Annotated in this window: 14 protein-coding genes and 1 tRNA gene; 11 read left to right on the top strand and 4 right to left on the bottom strand. The window is 35.6% G+C overall.

Annotated elements, in window-relative coordinates; genetic code table 11:
- Positions 1–94: 94 nt before the first annotated feature.
- The 7 genes from topA (at position 95) to ACFILD_RS01265 (ending at position 8,723) form a co-directional block, all read left to right on the top strand.
- Entirely contained in the window at positions 95–2,668 is a 2,574-nt protein-coding gene (gene topA, locus ACFILD_RS01295; RefSeq protein WP_375664664.1) for a type I DNA topoisomerase, read from the top strand.
- A gap of 3 nt (positions 2,669–2,671) precedes the next feature.
- Positions 2,672–4,948 (top strand): ribonuclease R, encoded by a 2,277-nt coding sequence (gene rnr / locus ACFILD_RS01290; protein WP_375664663.1) that lies wholly within the window; start codon positions 2,672–2,674, stop codon positions 4,946–4,948.
- Between the two features lie 266 nt (positions 4,949–5,214).
- On the top strand, positions 5,215–6,387 hold the full coding sequence (locus tag ACFILD_RS01285) for an MFS transporter (RefSeq protein WP_375637614.1): 1,173 nt from the start codon (positions 5,215–5,217) through the stop codon (positions 6,385–6,387).
- A gap of 102 nt (positions 6,388–6,489) precedes the next feature.
- Positions 6,490–6,657 (top strand): 50S ribosomal protein L33, encoded by a 168-nt coding sequence (gene rpmG, locus ACFILD_RS01280; protein ID WP_004864083.1) that lies wholly within the window; start codon positions 6,490–6,492, stop codon positions 6,655–6,657.
- A 331-nt stretch (positions 6,658–6,988) separates the two neighbouring features.
- Positions 6,989–7,552, top strand: coding sequence for a thermonuclease family protein (locus ACFILD_RS01275; protein WP_375611942.1), 564 nt, complete (start codon positions 6,989–6,991; stop codon positions 7,550–7,552).
- A 28-nt stretch (positions 7,553–7,580) separates the two neighbouring features.
- Positions 7,581–8,210, top strand: a complete 630-nt coding sequence (locus ACFILD_RS01270) for a uracil-DNA glycosylase family protein (RefSeq protein WP_375637613.1) — start codon at positions 7,581–7,583, stop codon at positions 8,208–8,210.
- 21 nt (positions 8,211–8,231) lie between these two features.
- Positions 8,232–8,723, top strand: coding sequence for an Lrp/AsnC family transcriptional regulator (locus tag ACFILD_RS01265; RefSeq protein WP_015856433.1), 492 nt, complete (start codon positions 8,232–8,234; stop codon positions 8,721–8,723).
- Positions 8,724–8,749: 26 nt separating this feature from the next.
- Here ACFILD_RS01265 and cobT read toward each other — a convergent pair whose 3' ends face one another.
- From cobT to glpD, 3 genes are all read right to left on the bottom strand, one after another.
- Positions 8,750–9,757 (bottom strand): nicotinate-nucleotide--dimethylbenzimidazole phosphoribosyltransferase, encoded by a 1,008-nt coding sequence (gene cobT, locus ACFILD_RS01260; protein ID WP_375637612.1) that lies wholly within the window; start codon positions 9,755–9,757, stop codon positions 8,750–8,752.
- 393 nt (positions 9,758–10,150) lie between these two features.
- Complete coding sequence (gene dusA, locus ACFILD_RS01255) at positions 10,151–11,131, bottom strand: tRNA dihydrouridine(20/20a) synthase DusA (RefSeq protein ID WP_375631111.1); 981 nt, start codon at positions 11,129–11,131, stop codon at positions 10,151–10,153.
- A 702-nt stretch (positions 11,132–11,833) separates the two neighbouring features.
- The gene (glpD, locus tag ACFILD_RS01250; protein ID WP_273791010.1) at positions 11,834–13,363 is read right to left on the bottom strand and encodes a glycerol-3-phosphate dehydrogenase; all 1,530 of its coding nucleotides are present in this window, start codon (positions 13,361–13,363) and stop codon (positions 11,834–11,836) included.
- Positions 13,364–13,707: 344 nt separating this feature from the next.
- On the opposite strand from glpD, the gene ACFILD_RS01245 reads away from it, so the two are divergent.
- From ACFILD_RS01245 to ACFILD_RS01230, 4 genes are all read left to right on the top strand, one after another.
- Positions 13,708–14,580 (top strand): DsbA family protein, encoded by an 873-nt coding sequence (locus tag ACFILD_RS01245; protein ID WP_273791009.1) that lies wholly within the window; start codon positions 13,708–13,710, stop codon positions 14,578–14,580.
- Between the two features lie 242 nt (positions 14,581–14,822).
- Positions 14,823–15,320 (top strand): acetyl-CoA carboxylase biotin carboxyl carrier protein, encoded by a 498-nt coding sequence (gene accB / locus ACFILD_RS01240; RefSeq protein ID WP_375643407.1) that lies wholly within the window; start codon positions 14,823–14,825, stop codon positions 15,318–15,320.
- Positions 15,321–15,334: 14 nt separating this feature from the next.
- Entirely contained in the window at positions 15,335–16,693 is a 1,359-nt protein-coding gene (gene accC / locus ACFILD_RS01235; protein ID WP_375657794.1) for an acetyl-CoA carboxylase biotin carboxylase subunit, read from the top strand.
- A gap of 203 nt (positions 16,694–16,896) precedes the next feature.
- Positions 16,897–16,972: transfer RNA gene (locus tag ACFILD_RS01230), tRNA-Thr, on the top strand.
- A gap of 173 nt (positions 16,973–17,145) precedes the next feature.
- Here the strand turns inward: ACFILD_RS01230 and ACFILD_RS01225 are convergent.
- On the bottom strand, positions 17,146–17,349 hold the full coding sequence (locus ACFILD_RS01225) for an AlpA family transcriptional regulator (RefSeq protein ID WP_273790351.1): 204 nt from the start codon (positions 17,347–17,349) through the stop codon (positions 17,146–17,148).
- Between the last annotated feature and the right edge of the window lie 154 nt (positions 17,350–17,503).

The raw sequence follows: 17,503 nt of genomic DNA, 5'->3' as shown, positions 1-17,503 counted from the left end.
AATATTTTTTTATGTGCTCTTAAGCAATTGGCATTAGCTATTCGCGTAAAAGGCGTTTATAAAAAAATTTTTATTTCAATATTTGGGTAAAATTATGAATATCGTTATCGTTGAATCTCCAGCAAAAGCAAAAACAATTAATAAATATCTTGGATCTCAATACAAAGTTGTCGCATCATTTGGACATGTTCGTGATTTGCCTGCAAAAGATGGTTCTGTTTTACCGGATCAAGATTTTTCTATGAAATGGGATATAGATTCTGCTGCCGCTAAACGTTTAAATGAAATAGCAAAAGCCGTTAAAGAAGCCGATAGCCTTATATTAGCAACAGACCCTGATCGTGAAGGGGAAGCTATTTCATGGCATATTCTGGATGTTCTCCGTCAAAAAAAAGTTTTAAAAGATAAACCTATTAAAAGAGTTGTCTTCAATGCCATCACCAAAAAGTCTGTGCTTGATGCTATGAACAATCCACGTGATATTGATACATCACTTGTAGATGCTTATCTTGCACGTCGCGCTCTTGATTATCTCGTTGGTTTTACACTTTCACCTGTTTTATGGCGGAAACTTCCTGGTGCCCGTTCAGCAGGACGCGTTCAATCGGTTGCTTTGCGTATTATTTGTGATCGTGAATCAGAAATAGAACATTTTATCAAAGAAGATTATTGGTCCATTACAACACAGTTAAAAACCATCCGAAATGATAGTTTCCAAGCAAGATTGACAATGTTTAATCAAAGAAAAATAGGCAAGCTTGATATTCAATCTCAAGAACAAGCAGACCAAATTCGCCTTATGTTGGAGCAAGCCCAATATCATACACTCAGTGTTGAAGCAAAACCTACAAAGAGAAATCCTTTTCCTCCATTTACAACCTCCACACTACAACAAGCAGCTTCTTCAAAATTAGGATTTTCAGCTTCTCGCACTATGCAAATTGCCCAAAAGCTTTATGAAGGCATTGAAATTAATGGTGAAACGGCAGGGCTGATTACTTATATGCGTACCGATGGTGTGCAAATAGCACCAGAAGCTATTGATTCAGCACGAAAAGTTATTCATGAAACTTTCGGTAAAGACTATATTCCTGAAAAACCACGTTTTTATTCAACAAAGGCAAAAAATGCACAAGAAGCACACGAAGCGATCCGTCCAACAGATTTTCAACGCAATCCTAGTCAAGTCCGTAATTTTCTCGATAGCGATCAAGCAAAGCTCTATGAGCTGATATGGAAGCGTGCTATTGCCAGCCAAATGCGTTCTGCTGACATTGAACGTACAACCGTTGAAATTGAAGCACAGCAAGGAGAAAACCGTGCAAATCTACGAGCAACAGGATCTGTTATTCGCTTTGATGGCTTTATTTCCGTCTACACGGATCAACGAGACGAAGAAAATAATGAAGAAAATGAAACAACACGTTTACCACAAATAAACACTGGTGAAGCACTTAAAAAAGAAAAAGTTGAATCCGTACAACATACCACAGAGCCCCCTTCTCGTTATTCTGAAGCTTCATTAATTAAAAAGCTTGAGGAGTTAGGAATTGGTCGTCCTTCGACTTATGCCTCCACATTGGCGACATTGTGTGACCGTGGATATATTGTCATTGATAAACGAAAGCTTATTCCCGATGCTAAGGGACGTATTGTTACGGCCTTTCTTGAAAATTTCTTTAATCGCTATGTAGAATATGGTTTCACAGCAGATCTTGAAGAAAAGCTGGATCTTATATCTGACGGCAAACTTTCTTGGAAAGACGTCTTAAGGGATTTTTGGGATGGATTTAATGCATCTATTAGCAATATCCAAGAACTCCGTATAACCAATGTCCTTGATGTTTTAAATGTAACATTAGCACCTCTCGCCTTTCCTGAACGCGAAGATGGAAGTGATGTGCGTTCCTGTCCTCTTTGTAAAAATGGTCAATTATCATTAAAACTCGGTCGTTATGGTGCTTTTGTTGGCTGTTCCAATTATCCCGAATGTAAATACACACGCCAACTTGGTACAGATACTGGAGAAGATAATGAAGCTGTACGCAATGATGAACCTGTTATACTTGGTATTGACCCTGAAACAGGAAAAGATATCTCTCTTCGCAATGGCCGGTTTGGACCCTATATTCAACTTGGTGAAAGCAAAGAAGTTAAGCGTGCAGGACTACCAAAAGAGTGGCAGGCAGAAAATGTAACCCTTGATAAAGCCTTGGCTTTACTATCCCTTCCCCGTGAAATTGGCATTCATCCTGAAACTGGAAAAATAATCACGGCTACGATTGGACGATATGGTCCCTATCTTAGCCATAACGGAAAATCTGCGCGCCTTCTTCATGCAGATGAAGTTTTTGATATTGGTATCAATCGCGCTGTTACAGTATTGGCAGAACAACAAGAAAACAAAACCAAGCAAAGCAGAACAACACCTGAAGCATTGGCAACATTAGGAGAGCATCCAGAAGGAGGAACCATTACCGTGCGCAACGGGCGTTATGGTCCTTATGTCAATTGGGGTAAAATTAATGCAACATTGCCAAAAGATAAAGATCCCATTAGTGTAACACTTCCAGAGGCACTAGAACTTATATCGGCTAAAGCATCGAGTAAAAAAACAACTTCAAAAAGAGCTTCTTCTAAAACAAAAGCAAAAATAAAAGAGACATAAATTTTGGCTAAAGGTGAAAAAAACATAAAATATCTCTCTTCATTCAAGGGGAAAACTTTTCCCAATAAGGAAGCAATCCTTTCCTTTATAATTGAGAATCCTAACCACTCAAGTAAACGAGAAATCGCTAAAGCTTTTAACTTAAAAGGCGATTCTCGTATCTGGCTTAGAGATATGTTACGTGAGTTAAAGGATCAAAATCTCATATCTAAACACCACAAAAGAGCAATAAACAAAGGAAAATTACCCCCTGTTTCTTTAGTAAAAATTAGCGGACGTGATAAAGATGGAAGTTTTATTGCACAACCTCTTGAATGGGAAGATTCTCCAAAGCCCAATATTGAAATACACTCTTTTCATCACATAACAGGAAGTAATATTGGTGTTGGAGATCATATTCTTGTAAAAGTTTTTCGAAATAAAAATTCTGAAAGCTCAAGCCATCCTTATACGGGACGAATTATTCGTAAAATTGATGTATCTCCCAAAAGCGCATTTGCTGTTGTACAAAAATTTGAAAATAATCAATGGCGCCTTGATCCTATAGACCGCAAAACCAATGAACTCATTGTTGAAATGTCTCCAGAAATGAAGATTCAAATTGGTGACCTCGTTGAAGTCGAAATTAAAAAAAATACTGGTTACGGATTAAAGAGCGCAAAAATAAAGAATGTTTTAGGGCACATTAAGAGTGAGAAAACACTCTCAATGATAGCGCTTCTTTCGAAAGGAATTCCTTATATTTTTCCTGAAAGTGTTCTTGAGCAAGCCAAACATATCAAAGCTGCCAATATGGATAATCGTGAAGATTGGCGACAATTACCCTTTATTACAATTGATCCACCAGATGCAAAAGACCATGATGATGCAGTTTATGCAACCAAGGATAAAGACCCAGCAAATAATGATGGTTGGATTATTATTGTGGCCATTGCAGATGTTTCTTACTATATCAAAACAGGAAGCGCTTTAGATAAAGAAGCATTGAAACGTGGAAATTCTGTTTATTTTCCCGATACCGTTGTGCCAATGTTACCTGAACGCCTTTCTCATGATTTATGTTCTCTTCGTGAAGGAAAAGAAAGACCAGCTTTAGCCGTTCGTATGATTTTTGATGCAAACGGTAATAAACGAAAACATAGTTTTCATCGTATTATGATTCGTGTAAGAGCCAAACTTTCTTATCAAGAAGTACAATTGGCAATTGAAGGTAATATAAATGAAAAAATAACCCCTCTTTTTGAGAGCATTTTGCACCCCTTATGGGAAGCCTATGCATGCCTTAAAGCTGCGAGAAATCGTCGCCAACCACTAGAATTAGAAATTGCAGAAAAAAAGATTATTCTTGATCAAAATGGATGCATAAAAGATGTTGTGAGTGAAACACAATTAGAAGCGCATCGTTTAATTGAAGAGTTTATGATACAAGCTAATATTGCAGCTTCTGAAACATTAAAACAACATCACCAGCCGCTCATTTATCGTATTCATGAAAAACCTTCTCTTGCTAAGCAAGAAATACTTCGGAGCTTTCTTCAAAGTTTGGGGATACCACTCTCCCGCGGAAGCGAACTTACCTCAGCGCGCCTTAATAGAATTTTAGAAAAGGTCGCTCATACTCAACAACAAGAACTAGTCAATCAAGTTATTTTGCGTTCACAATCACAAGCAGAGTACAACCCTAAAAATAGTGGCCATTTTGGTTTGAATTTGCAGAACTATACACATTTTACATCACCAATCCGTCGTTATGCTGATCTCATTATTCATCGAGCACTCATTAAAGCTCTCAAATTAGGAAATGATCAATTAACAGATACACAAGAACAAAATCTTGCAGAAATTGCTACGCAAGTTTCTTTATACGAACGCCGTGCAATGATGGCTGAAAGAGAAACGATTGATCGGCTTGTTGCTCACTATTTAACGAATAAAATCGGTCGTATTTTTACAGGCCGCATTTCCGGAGTTACAAAAGCAGGTCTTTTTATCTCACTTGATAAACTCAATACAGATGGTTTTGTCCATATTTCTACACTTAAAAATGATTATTATCATTTTGATGAAGCACAACATGTTCTTGTAGGACAGCGTAGCCATAAAGGCTATCAGCTCAGTGATGTTGTAGAAGTAAAACTTATAACGGTACAACCTTTTGCTGGCGCTTTATGCTTTGAACTGTTAACAAAACCTCGTCCAATAAAATTTTCACCGACATCCTACCATAAAAACAAATTAAAAAAACAAAAGTATACTTTTTATGGGAAAAGAAAAAATTAAGCTTCTTGCCCTCCATTGAATATAATATGAATAATAAATTTAATTTAAGAAATGACTTATATTATATAATATTTATATGTACAATCTTCTTTCTTTAGTATACAAGAGGATAAATTTTATTGTTAAGTCTATAATAACCATATAAAAATCTTGCAGTTTTTTATACTTAGAAAATGAGAGAAACTGCAAAGGATAGTTTTGGCTCCCTTTCATTTCAGCTCATCTTTTCATTGTTTAAATAAACAAGAGTACCTTAAGCCATTCTCATGAAAAAAAAACCTTTTGACTCTCAAAATAATTCTTTGCGTGCAATTATTGCCGCTATTGCAACCATTGGCACTGTTGGAACAGCATTGGCAATGGGAACACAACTTGTCTCTCTTCTTATGGCAGAGAAAGGACTTTCCAACAGTACAATCGGCTATAGTGGAACAGTTGGTGGAATCGCCACAATTATTGCAGCTATTTTTACGTCTCGAATTGCCTTATGCTTAGGAATCGCTCAAACAATATTGCTTATGATGGCGATAGGATCTTTAAGTTTTTTAGGATTCTATTTTTTTGATCCCATATGGATTTGGTTTATTTTAAAGTTTATATTACATTTCAGCATGACAGTTATGTTTATCCTATCAGAGTTTTGGATCAACAGTTATGCTCCCCCAAAAAAACGCGGTTTGATCCTTTCTATTTATGCTATTGTCTTAGGATTAGGGTTTATAATAGGTCTAACGCTGCTAGCAAAAGTGGGAACACAAGGATTTATTCCTTTTGCTGTTGGATATAGCCTTATTATACTTGCTACTATACCAATTCTTACCGCTTGGAAATTAAGTCCAGAATTTCAAAAAAATCAATATATGCCATTTTTTCGTTATCTTTTTCACGTTCCAAGTGCAATGATGGCGGTCCTTGTTTACGGGGCCATTCAAATGGGCGTATTAACTCTTATAATACCCTTTAGTTTATCCATTGGTTATAATGAGAATGAAGCAGCACATTTTATGGCAACCCTTGCACTTGGGAATATTTTCCTCTTAATTCCTATCAGCATTATAAGCGACTACGCCAAAGATCGACGCTACCCGCTGATGAGTTGCGCTATTTTAGGTTTTTTAGGAACTTTTATAGTACCATGGATTCTTCAATATCCATGGATTCTGATGCTTGATTTGTTTTTTCTGGGTGGTGTATCAGCGAGCCTTTATACAATTAGTCTTGCACATTTAGGAGCCCGTCTCAAGGGGCAAGAGCTTGCTGCTGCTAATTCTGCTTTTATTTTTTGTTATGGAATTGGTATGCTCATCGGACCGACCTTTATCGGAAAATCCATGGATATCTTTAAACACTTTGGTTTTTCAATAGCCATGGCTGTTTTTTTCGGTTTATATGTCATTTTGGTGTTTGTCCAACTTATGAGAAAATTAATCAGCTCTTGACTTTTTTGAGAACATCCGTAGTGTTGCCGGAAAATCTGATGATGTCGGAAATAAGTTTTGACAGAAATAATATTTTTTCAGTATAAATAGGGTATTTACATTATGGCTAAAGCAGCAACCATTAAGATCAAGCTTTTATCAACTGCAGATACTGGTTTTTTCTATGTAACAAAGAAAAACAGCCGTACAATGACAGATAAAATGAGCAAGCGTAAATATGATCCAGTTGTAAAAAAGCACGTTGAATTTAAAGAAACAAAAATTAAATAAATAAAATTATTATTAAATTGATAGATTTTATACTCCAAAAGAAATGTTGGAGTATTGCTCTTCAAAGTTATTTTTTGAGGGGTGTTTTTTTATTTCCTTAAGTTTAAAAAGTTTACTTTAAACTTTGTATGTTTTGTACGGATTTGGATAAGTTGATTTATTATTTAAGTTGCTTACATATATTCTGTATGAGTATTTGATTATTGTGATATCTAATGAAAATTTTGTCATTAAAACGAAACACTGTTTCGTCATATGAATAAAGTTTCTCGGGTCAATTATAAACAATACTAAAATAGAGTTATAATAATGTTAGCAGTTTCTTTATTTCATGAAAAAATCTTTTTCTCATTTTAATCTAAGAAGCTTTAATCTAAAAGTTATCGGTTTCAGTATTTTTGTCGCTGCTAGCATTCTTATCATTATGTCAACTTATTTTAAGAAAACTCAGCTGTTGCCTCAAAAAGAAAAATTTTCTTCTCAAAACACTGTTGAAGGAAATGCATTAATCATTGATGGCGATACCATTATGATTTCTTCAATTAAGATTCGACTAGCTGGAATTGATGCTCCTGAACTCCACCAATTTTGTGGAAAAAAAGAAGCACGCTACCCTTGTGGGCTTGAGGCAAAGAAATATTTAGAAAAACTATTAAAAAATCAAACTGTTACATGTCACTGGCAAAAAACAGATAAATATCGCCGTATTCTTGCAACATGTAAAACAAAACAAGTTAGCAATATCAACGCAACACTTGTACATAATGGTTGGGCTGTAAATTATTATGAATACCCCAAAGAAGAGCAAGAAGCTAGAAAGAAAAAGAAAGGAATATGGGCATCAAGTTTTCAACGACCAAAAGAATGGCGCAAAGCAAATCCTCGCACAGAATAAGAAAAATATTTTTTAATTTTATTTACCAATGAAACAATGTAGCCAAATTATCAAACTTGAAAAAGAGATCTATTCCTGTCGTGTTTGCGTCCAACAACCCCATTATTTTCCTCCTCTTCCTCATGAACCAAACCCGGTCGTTTATTTATCCGATACCGCTTCGATTGCAATTGCAGGCCAAGCACCAGGGTTGCGTGTCCATGAAACTTCTATCCCTTTTAATGATCGTTCTGGCGAAAAATTGCGTAATTGGCTGGGTGTCACGAAAGAAGAATTTTATAATAGATCTCTTTTTGCTATTGTTCCTATGGGATTTTGTTTTCCAGGCTATGACAAAAATAAAGCTGATTTACCACCAAGACGTGAATGTCGAGAAATATGGCATGAAAAGATATTTCAAGCGATGCCTCAAATAAAGCTTGTTCTTGCTATTGGCAGTTATGCGCAAAAGTGGCACATTACAGAATTAAAATATAAAACCGTTTCTGCAACTGTTGGTGATTGGAGAAATATTCTTTCCATTCCCCAACCTCGAGGCTATAATGTTATGCCTTTGCCTCATCCATCATGGCGAAATACTTCTTGGTTACAGAAAAATCCATGGTTTAATGATGAGCTTATTGTATATCTGCGTTGTTTAGTGCGTAAATTTTTATAAATTAAAATATTGAGAATAAATATGGATCGTCTTGACCGAAAAATTTTACATCTTTTGCAAGAAAATGCGACACTTTCTGTTGCTGATATTGCTAAAAAAGTGGGACTTTCGACCACTCCTTGCTGGCGTAGAATTCAAAAACTTGAAGAAGATGGCGTCATTCAGCGTCGTGTTGCTGTTCTTTCTCCTGAAAAAGTAAACGCACACGTCACTGTTTTTGTGTCTATTCGCACAAACACACATAGTCATGAATGGTTTAAGCGTTTTTCAAAAATTGTGCAAGAATTCCGTGAAGTCATTGAATTTTATCGAATGAGTGGAGATATTGACTATTTATTGCGTGTTGTTGTGCCCAACATTGAAGCTTATGATCTTTTTTATAAAAAATTAATTTCTAAAATTGACATCCGTGATGTCTCATCTTCTTTCGCAATGGAACAGATTAAATATACAACGGAACTTCCACTTAATTATATTAAATTACACGACAAGACGCATGAACAAAACTCTTAAGATTTTTATATCCGTCTCATGATCTTTTAGGCATTCAAACTTTCTTGTTGAAAAACGACCATTTGTGCATGTGTTAAAACAGCAGCTTTGACAATACCAGCTGCCATAGCTGCTCCTGTCCCTTCACCAAGACGCATCCCCAAATCTAGAAGTGGTTCTTTGCCAATTTTTTTTAAAAGTTTACGATGAGCTGTCTCAGAAGAAACATGTCCAACAAGGGTATGATCAAGAGCTTTTGGATGCATTTTATAAAGGACCGCTGCAGCTGCTGTTGCCACAAAACCATCTAAAATAACGGGTATTTTTTCTATTCTTGCTGCTAAAATAGCACCAACCATAGCAGCAATTTCACGTCCTCCTAAGCGACGCATTATCTCAAAAGGATCATTGAAATAATCCTTGTGCAAAGAAATAGCTGTCTTAACCGCTGCAATTTTACGCTGATAAAAATCACCTTCTGATTCCATAGCATTTCCTGTCCATTCTTCCACTTCCCCTCCAAACAATGCTAAGCATAAAGCTGAAGCTATTGCTGTGTTTCCAATTCCCATTTCTCCAATACATAAAAGATCTGTTCCACCCGCAATGGATTCCATTCCAAATGCCATTGTAGCAGCCGCACTCCGCTCATCCATTGCGGCATCCTTCGTAATATTCATTGTTGGATATTCTAATGCTAAATCAAATATTTTTAATCCAAGATCATAAGCAATACAAATTTGATTGATAGCAGCTCCACCAGAGGCAAAATTTTCTACCATTTTTTGTGTCATAGATTGTGGAAATGGTGTAATATTCTCCTCTACAATACCATGATTTCCAGAAAAAATAGCGACCAAAGGTCTCGTTACGATAGGTTTTTCTGTACCCCTCCACCCCGCATACCAAACAGCAATATCTCCTAGTTTTCCTAATGTTCCTTGCTCTTTTGTTAAGTCTTTTTGCCGTTTTTTTGCCAAAATTATAGAAAACTCATCAGCAACAGGTAAATTTGTAAGCAAAGCACGAAAATCATCAAATGGACTAGCGGTCATAAGGATACCTTTTAAAATCTACAATGTTTATGAAAATCCCGTCATATATACAGGATATGAATAATTTATTGTTTTTTTAACAGTGCTTTAAAAATGTTAAATACTATGAAAGCAATAATTTCTACATTCTATTTTCAACCCTAATAACAAACGTGCAAGATTCAAAATGTTATTAATATCTTATGATTACCTTTACAGTGATACCCTTAACCTATTTTTTATTTAATAGGCATAATCAGCATGCCGTTTAATATATACATTCCAACAATTCTTATGCATAATAAAAGTTATAAACTTTCAAAAACTTATAAAATTGAAGAGATCAAAATTATCGCAAAGACATCCAAACGCAAAGGATCTCAACTTTAATATATGTTAATTATTAGGCTATTATTAAATGAGAGCATAAAAAGCTTCTTTTAAAATACATATATCTGCATTTGGTTTTGTCGCATCATTTGATAATATTTGCCTCCATCGACGTGCCCCACCCCGCCCATGAAATAAACCAATCATGTGACGTGTCACATGAGAAAGCCGCCCCCCCGATGCAATATGTCGAGCTGCATAATCACACATAACCTCAATAAGATCACTCTCACTCAGATTATTTTGCGTCTCACCATAGAGTTCAAAATCAATATGTTTTAACAAAGCTGGATTATGATAAACTTGGCGACCAACCATGACAGCATCACAGAAAGTTAAGTGTTCTTTGATCTCATCAATCGATTTAATTCCACCATTTATCCCAATGAATTTATGAGGATATTTACGTTTTAATTTGTAAACTCTTTCATAATTAAGGGGCGGAATATTACGGTTTTCTTTCGGACTCAATCCTTGCAGCCATGCCTTGCGTGCATGTATCCAGAGCGCATCACATCCAGCATTCCAAACCTGATTAGCCAAAAGATCTAACGCTAACTCTTCATCTTGTTCGTCCACTCCAATCCGACATTTGACAGTTACAGGTATAGTAACCTCTCGTTTCATCGCTTCCACGGCATTTGCCACAATGTCTGGATGTAACATCAAACAAGCCCCAAAGACACCTGCTTGAACACGATTTGATGGGCACCCGACATTAAGATTTATTTCGTTGTAGCCAAAATCCTCAGCAATTCGTGCAGCTTCTGCTAACTTTTTCGGATCAGCCCCCCCTAGTTGTAATGCAACTGGACATTCTTTATCGCTAAAAGCCAACAATTGTTCGCGAACACCATGAATGACAGCATCTGCTACCATCATTTCCGTATAAAGGAGAGCTTTTTTCGTTAAAAGACGATAAAAAAACCTGCAATGTCGGTCTGTCCAGTCCAACATTGGTGCTACTGCAAATTTTATAGTCGATGGAAGGTTGTAAAATATCATGAGGGTATTACTCTCATGTCCCTATAGCTCTCTCTTTATACATAGAAAAATACTTACTTTTAGTTTACGGAAAATTTTATTCTCTTATACTATCATGAGTATAATAACAGTTCATTATTTTCAATTGATATCAAGGTTTACTACAATCAATCATGATAAAACACAATTTTGCATTTCTCATAGATTAGTGTTCAGGTATATAAACATGAAAAAAGAAGATTTTCACCATAATATAAAAAACTCATTTACAAGTTCTTCTTACGCTCATCAAGCCTCCATCCTTACATGATTTAGCACAGCATTTAAGATAATAAATGCTAAACTAACACATTATACAATTTTTTATAATAGATTTAATTTTCTTTAGATTTTTTTTAACTTATTGTGCAAATAAATGCTACAGAAAGTATCTTTATCTTCTCCTAAAGAAAGAATAAAAATCCTTATTTCACATGAATCTAATTATAAATCATTTTTTTTCAATGAGTTATTCTTGGTAACATTCTTGAATTTCACTTTATAAGATAGATAAATTTCATCCTAAATATTCTATCTAATTTTGCCATTTTATGATTCTTGCAAAAAAAAACTAAAATCAGGGTATAGACAGCCATTGCCTTTTTAATATCTATGATTGATATCAGTATCTCTTTAAGGAAAATATTTTACAATATTGCAGATAAAATCTGTAAAATGAAATGATCATAAAAGTTGTTCAATCTCTTGTTGGCTTTGCATATAGGAAGAAAGAGTATCAACCTCTTGTTCATTAAATAGGAGACCCAGTTTTGAACGACGCCATAACACATCTTCACATACTTTAGCCCATTCTTTTTCCATCAACCATTTTACTTCTACTTCATAAAGCCCATGTCCAAAATTTTTTCCTTTATTTGCCTTACCATGTGCAAAGATCACCAATGCTTCCGTACCGTAGGAGCGTGCAAGCCTGCGATGTGTAAAAGCATCTAAATCTGGCATCAAAAGAGCAATCCTATTTTCGATTGTATCTAATTTGTTATAGGGAAAATCACCCCCTGGAAGTACTGCCTTAGCCGTCCATGATGCTCCCTTTTTACCAAGCTCTTTTTCAACAAATTTCATCGCATCTTCAGCCAACTTACGATAAGTTGTAATCTTTCCACCATAAAGATTAAGAATCTTTGGTGTTGTTCCTGTTCCCATTTCTTTTAAAACATAATCGCGCGTAATTTCTTGTGCTTTTGAAGCTCCATCATCATAGAGTGGACGAACTCCAGAGTAAGACCAGACAATCGTTTCAGGCAACACTGGTTGTATGAAATATTCACTGGCTGCTGCACAAATATAATCAATTTCTGTATCAGTAATATGAACGTCAGCCGGATCTCCTTGATAATTACAATCTGTTGTTCCAAGCAAGGTAAACTCTTCTTGATACGGAATAGCAAATATAATACGCCCATCACCATTTTGAAAAATATAAGCACGATCATGAGTATAAAGCTTGGGAACCAAAATATGAGAACCTCTAACAAGCCGTACTGGTGGATGTTCTTTACAATCTAATATGCTTGCCAAAACATGATCAATCCAAGGTCCTGTCATATTCGCGACATAAGAAGCTGTGACACTATATTCTTTGCTACTTAACTTGTCTTGAAGAAAGATACGCCATTTATTGTCTTCTTTTTTTAAAGAGAGAACTTCTGTTCGTACTTTTATATCAGCTCCCCTCTTTTCTGCATCACGAGCATTGCCAATAACTAAACGCGCATCATCTACTCTTGCATCAGAATATTCAAAACCTCTCTGATATTCTTTCTTCAGTGTAGAGCAAAATTTTTGTGAAAAATTAATCGTTTTACTGCGCCACAATTTCTGATTCCAATTCCCTAAATAATCATAAATAAAAAGTCCAAAACGCAACATCCAAGCAGGGCGCAATTCTTTATGATAAGGAAGGAGAAAACGCAAAGGACGCACAATATGTGGAGCCATGCGTAAAATGATCTCGCGTTCTTTCAATGCTTCACGAACAAGTTTGAACTCATAGTGTTCAAGATAACGAAGCCCACCATGAATAAGCTTTGTTGACGCACTTGAGGTCCCAGATGCAAGATCGTTCATTTCAGCCAATCCCACTTTAAAACCGCGTCCTGCTGCATCTCTTGCCAATCCACACCCGTTTATCCCTCCCCCAATGATAAACAGCTCATAATGTGTTGTGGTTTTCATAATTTCACTTTTCATTATTTAATTTTTTTCTCAGTACTCAATAAAGCAACAGGAAAAAAATAATACAAGTGTTCTTCATTGTATTATCAACGTACTTTTTCCTAAAATAAACACGCACAAAAAGCTTTTGATATCCTTATACATCAAAACAACATTTGACAAATTAAAGAGATTTTTTTTATCTTTTACAAAACATAATCCTTGCCAAACCAAGGTTCATCATATGAAATCTTTTTAGAGAAAAATTGATGTTTTTTCTCATTCTTAAAGACACACTATAGCTAAATGCTTATTGCACATAGAGAGCGCTTTTCATATAGTTCACTCAATGACACCCTAGAAAATGTGAAGGTATACAGATGAATTATCACTCTCAAAACTCGAAAATAACACTTCTTTCAAAAATTTTAGTCCCAGTTATGTCGAGTATTTTAATCTTTTTACCTTCTTTATCAAACGCAACATCACACTCAAAAACAGCAAATAATTTAAGCTTAGAAAAGCTTAAAACACAACTTTTGGAAGATTCTAGCTTTTTATCTAAGCTTAAAGAAAAAATGATACCACATACTGATTCTCATCATATTCAACAAATTGTCAGAGAGTACCTTCTTACTCATCCAGAAATTATGATTGAAATGCAGCTTATTCTTCAAGATAAGCTGGAAAAACAGAATGAATACGAAAACCAAAAACAAACTTCTGTCATTCATTTGTTAGAAAAAGAAATTTTTCATTCTCCTCATGACGCTGTTTTGGGAAACCCAAATGGTAAAAGAGTGCTTGTCAATTTTTTTGATTACAACTGTGGATATTGTAAAATTTCCTATTCAAATATAGAAGACTTGATAAAAGAATACCCAGATTTAAAGGTTATTATCAAGGATTTACCAATTTTAAGCTCTGATTCTATGGCAGCCCATACTGTTGCCTACGCATTTCGAAAACAATTTCCAGAGAAATATCCTCAGTTTCACAAAACGCTTTTAATGTATCAGGGTCGTGCAAATGAAGCTAAAGCTATTAAAGTAGCTGTTTCATTAGGAGCAGATGAAAAAAAACTACGTAATGCAATAAAAGATCCCACTCTGCAAAACGCTTTTAAAGAAAATATTCAAATTGCCTCTACACTTCATATTACGGGAACACCTTCTTACATCATTGGTAATAAAATATTCATTGGCGCAGCCAAACAAGATATTCTAAAACAAGCGATAGACAATACACAGTGAATTCCTGATCCATTTTAGAAAGAATACTGTAAATGAGGTAATTTTATGCTTTCTCTTTTTTGACAACAGGCTTATAAGTGCAATTTTGCGTAAAGCAGATACGAGTTTTAAATTGCAAAGTATAATAATTTAAAGGAAATAAAAATCTTTAAAGCCTCAAAAGATGTCATCCCTAATCTAGAGATATTCGGTCATAAAATGAGATAATGACGATCTTCATTGATCAAGGAGTTAGAAATAAAATGACAACAAAAAAAATGGATTCGGCAAAAACCGCAATTGATACGAAAATTATTCGTGATCTTGCTGAAATTTTGAATGATACAAATTTAACGAACATTGAAGTTGAACAAGGGGAGCTTCGTATTTGTGTCTCACGCCAAAATACCTTAATTTCTTCTGAGCAAGCAATCTATGCTCCTGTTTCTACTCCTACTTTTTCTGTAACATCTTCTCCAGTTCCAACAGCTGAAGCTCCTATACAATCTATCCAAGAAGATAAATCAAAAAACACAATAACCTCTCCCATGGTTGGAACAGCTTATCTTGCACCTTCACCAGGCGCGCAACCTTTTGTAGAAGTAGGACAAAATGTTTCTGAAGGGGAGACATTACTTATTATTGAAGCCATGAAAACAATGAATCAAATTTCATCACCACGCTCAGGCACAGTAACCACTGTTCTTGTCAAAGATGGTCAACCTGTTGAATTTGGTGAACCACTTATTATTGTTGAATAAAGCGAGGGGCAACCATGATTCGAAAAATCCTCATTGCTAATCGGGGAGAAATTGCTCTTCGCGTTTTACGTGCATGTAAAGAACTTGGCATAAAAACCGTGGCTGTTCACTCTACCGCTGATGCAGATGCAATGCATGTTCGTCTTGCTGACGAAAGTGTTTGTATTGGACCTCCTCCCGCTCGCGATTCTTATTTGAGTATTCAGCAAATTATTGCTGCTTGTGAAATTACAGGAGCTGATGCTGTTCATCCAGGTTATGGCTTTCTTTCTGAAAATGCAAAATTTGCGGATGTTCTAGAAGCCCATGATATTACATTCATCGGTCCAACAGCTACTCATATCCGAATCATGGGCGATAAAATCGAAGCAAAGAAAACCGCCAAAAAACTTGGTATTCCTGTAGTTCCCGGTTCAGATGGGGCCGTCACTGAAGAATCAGATGCTTTACGCACTGCTCGTGAAATTGGTTATCCAGTTATTATCAAAGCTTCTGCCGGTGGTGGTGGACGTGGTATGAAGGTTGTTCATTCTGAACAAGAATTTTCTATAGCTCTCAAAACAACACGTTCAGAAGCGAAAGCTGCTTTTGGTGATGACGCTGTTTACATAGAAAAATATTTAGAAAAACCCCGTCATATTGAAATTCAAGTCATAGGTGATGGTGCGGGAAATGCTATTCATTTAGGAGAACGCGATTGTTCACTTCAACGACGGCATCAAAAAGTATGGGAAGAAGCTACATCACCTGCACTTAATGAAACAGAACGGAAAAAAATTGGAAGTATTGTTGCAAATGCCTGTGCCAAACTTGGATATCGTGGAGCTGGTACTATTGAATTTCTTTATGAAAATGGCGAATTTTATTTTATTGAAATGAATACACGTTTACAAGTAGAACATCCTGTAACTGAAGCAATTACAGGTATAGATTTAGTCCATGAACAAATCCATATTGCATCAGGCTGTAAGCTTTCAGTGACACAAGATGAAGTCTGTTTTTCTGGTCATGCCATTGAATGCCGTATTAATGCAGAAGATCCTATTAACTTTACGCCATCACCTGGAACCATTACACATTTTCATACACCTGGAGGTTTAGGGATTCGTGTTGATTCAGGCGCTTATTCAGGTTATCGTATCCCTCCTTACTATGATAGCATGATTGGAAAGCTGATTGTTCATGGACGTACCCGTTTAGAATGTATGATGCGTTTACGGCGTGCTTTAGATGAATTTGTCGTCGATGGGATAAAAACTACACTACCTCTTTTTCGCGATCTTATTAATAATCAAGATGTTGCTGATGGTAATTATAATATTCACTGGCTTGAAAAATACCTTTCTCATCAATCAAAGTCTTCAGATTCGTAATTTGATAGCAAAATAGTGCATTCTTATAAAAGATTCTATAAGATATCAACATAAGGATAGTGCCAACCTTGCTGTAAAAAGTGGTAAAAGAGGAAATAAGTTAGTTATTTTTATTTATTATATAGTTTTCACTTAATATGCACAAAATTTGATAATTTTCTGTTTTCCTTTTTGTGAGTTTGTGCTAATCCCTACATGGTTACGCCCTTATAGCTCAGTTGGTAGAGCACCTGATTTGTAATCAGGGGGTCGGGAGTTCGAGTCTCTCTGGGGGCACCATTTTATTTCTTAAACATATTGAAATATATAGTTTTTTTCTTTAAATAGCTATTTTCAGACCACCTTTTAGACCACCTTCTACAGTTTATATAATTTTACCTAATTTGTTCTTATTTGCTCCTTATTTTTCTTTGGAGTGAANAGACCACCTTCTACAGTTTATATAATTTTACCTAATTTGTTCTTATTTGCTCCTTATTTTTCTTTGGAGTGAAGTCTAAGATCTCTTTTTTTCTCCATCTCACTGCTCTCCCTAGCTTATATGGCTCCGGAAACAACCCCTGAAGCACCCAATTGCGAATCGTTGTTGTGGATACACTAAAAAGCTGTGCACACTCACGTGTCGTTACATATCTATCTCCATCATCAAATATCATCTCATTACCTTTCTCTTTTTTATGTTAATTAAATGGGTGGGGGGCTGGAAGGCATGTGAAGCACTCAACTTTTAAAAATTTGCAAGTTTATTTTTTAGATGTGCTTAATTTCATATTTCCAATCAGGCAATTGAGTAAGAGCTAATGCGAGTTG

This window comes from Bartonella sp. CL162QHHD, assembly GCF_042195435.1.
In the GTDB taxonomy this organism is placed as follows: Bacteria; Pseudomonadota; Alphaproteobacteria; order Rhizobiales; family Rhizobiaceae; genus Bartonella.
Note: the sequence above shows the minus strand (reverse complement) of the source record. Positions and strands in the feature narration are given on the sequence as shown.

What these genes read in the sequence shown, in the direction of transcription:
- topA (WP_375664664.1), top strand. Translation starts at nt 95, where the DNA reads ATGAATATCGTTATCGTTGAATCTCCAGCAAAAGCAAAAACAATTAAT.
- ACFILD_RS01285 (WP_375637614.1), top strand. Translation starts at nt 5,215, where the DNA reads ATGAAAAAAAAACCTTTTGACTCTCAAAATAATTCTTTGCGTGCAATT.
- rpmG (WP_004864083.1), top strand. Translation starts at nt 6,490, where the DNA reads ATGGCTAAAGCAGCAACCATTAAGATCAAGCTTTTATCAACTGCAGAT.
- ACFILD_RS01275 (WP_375611942.1), top strand. Translation starts at nt 6,989, where the DNA reads ATGAAAAAATCTTTTTCTCATTTTAATCTAAGAAGCTTTAATCTAAAA.
- ACFILD_RS01270 (WP_375637613.1), top strand. Translation starts at nt 7,581, where the DNA reads ATGAAACAATGTAGCCAAATTATCAAACTTGAAAAAGAGATCTATTCC.
- ACFILD_RS01265 (WP_015856433.1), top strand. Translation starts at nt 8,232, where the DNA reads ATGGATCGTCTTGACCGAAAAATTTTACATCTTTTGCAAGAAAATGCG.
- cobT (WP_375637612.1), bottom strand. Translation starts at nt 9,757, where the DNA reads ATGACCGCTAGTCCATTTGATGATTTTCGTGCTTTGCTTACAAATTTA.
- dusA (WP_375631111.1), bottom strand. Translation starts at nt 11,131, where the DNA reads ATGATATTTTACAACCTTCCATCGACTATAAAATTTGCAGTAGCACCA.
- glpD (WP_273791010.1), bottom strand. Translation starts at nt 13,363, where the DNA reads ATGAAAAGTGAAATTATGAAAACCACAACACATTATGAGCTGTTTATC.
- ACFILD_RS01245 (WP_273791009.1), top strand. Translation starts at nt 13,708, where the DNA reads ATGAATTATCACTCTCAAAACTCGAAAATAACACTTCTTTCAAAAATT.
- accB (WP_375643407.1), top strand. Translation starts at nt 14,823, where the DNA reads ATGACAACAAAAAAAATGGATTCGGCAAAAACCGCAATTGATACGAAA.
- accC (WP_375657794.1), top strand. Translation starts at nt 15,335, where the DNA reads ATGATTCGAAAAATCCTCATTGCTAATCGGGGAGAAATTGCTCTTCGC.
- ACFILD_RS01225 (WP_273790351.1), bottom strand. Translation starts at nt 17,349, where the DNA reads ATGATATTTGATGATGGAGATAGATATGTAACGACACGTGAGTGTGCA.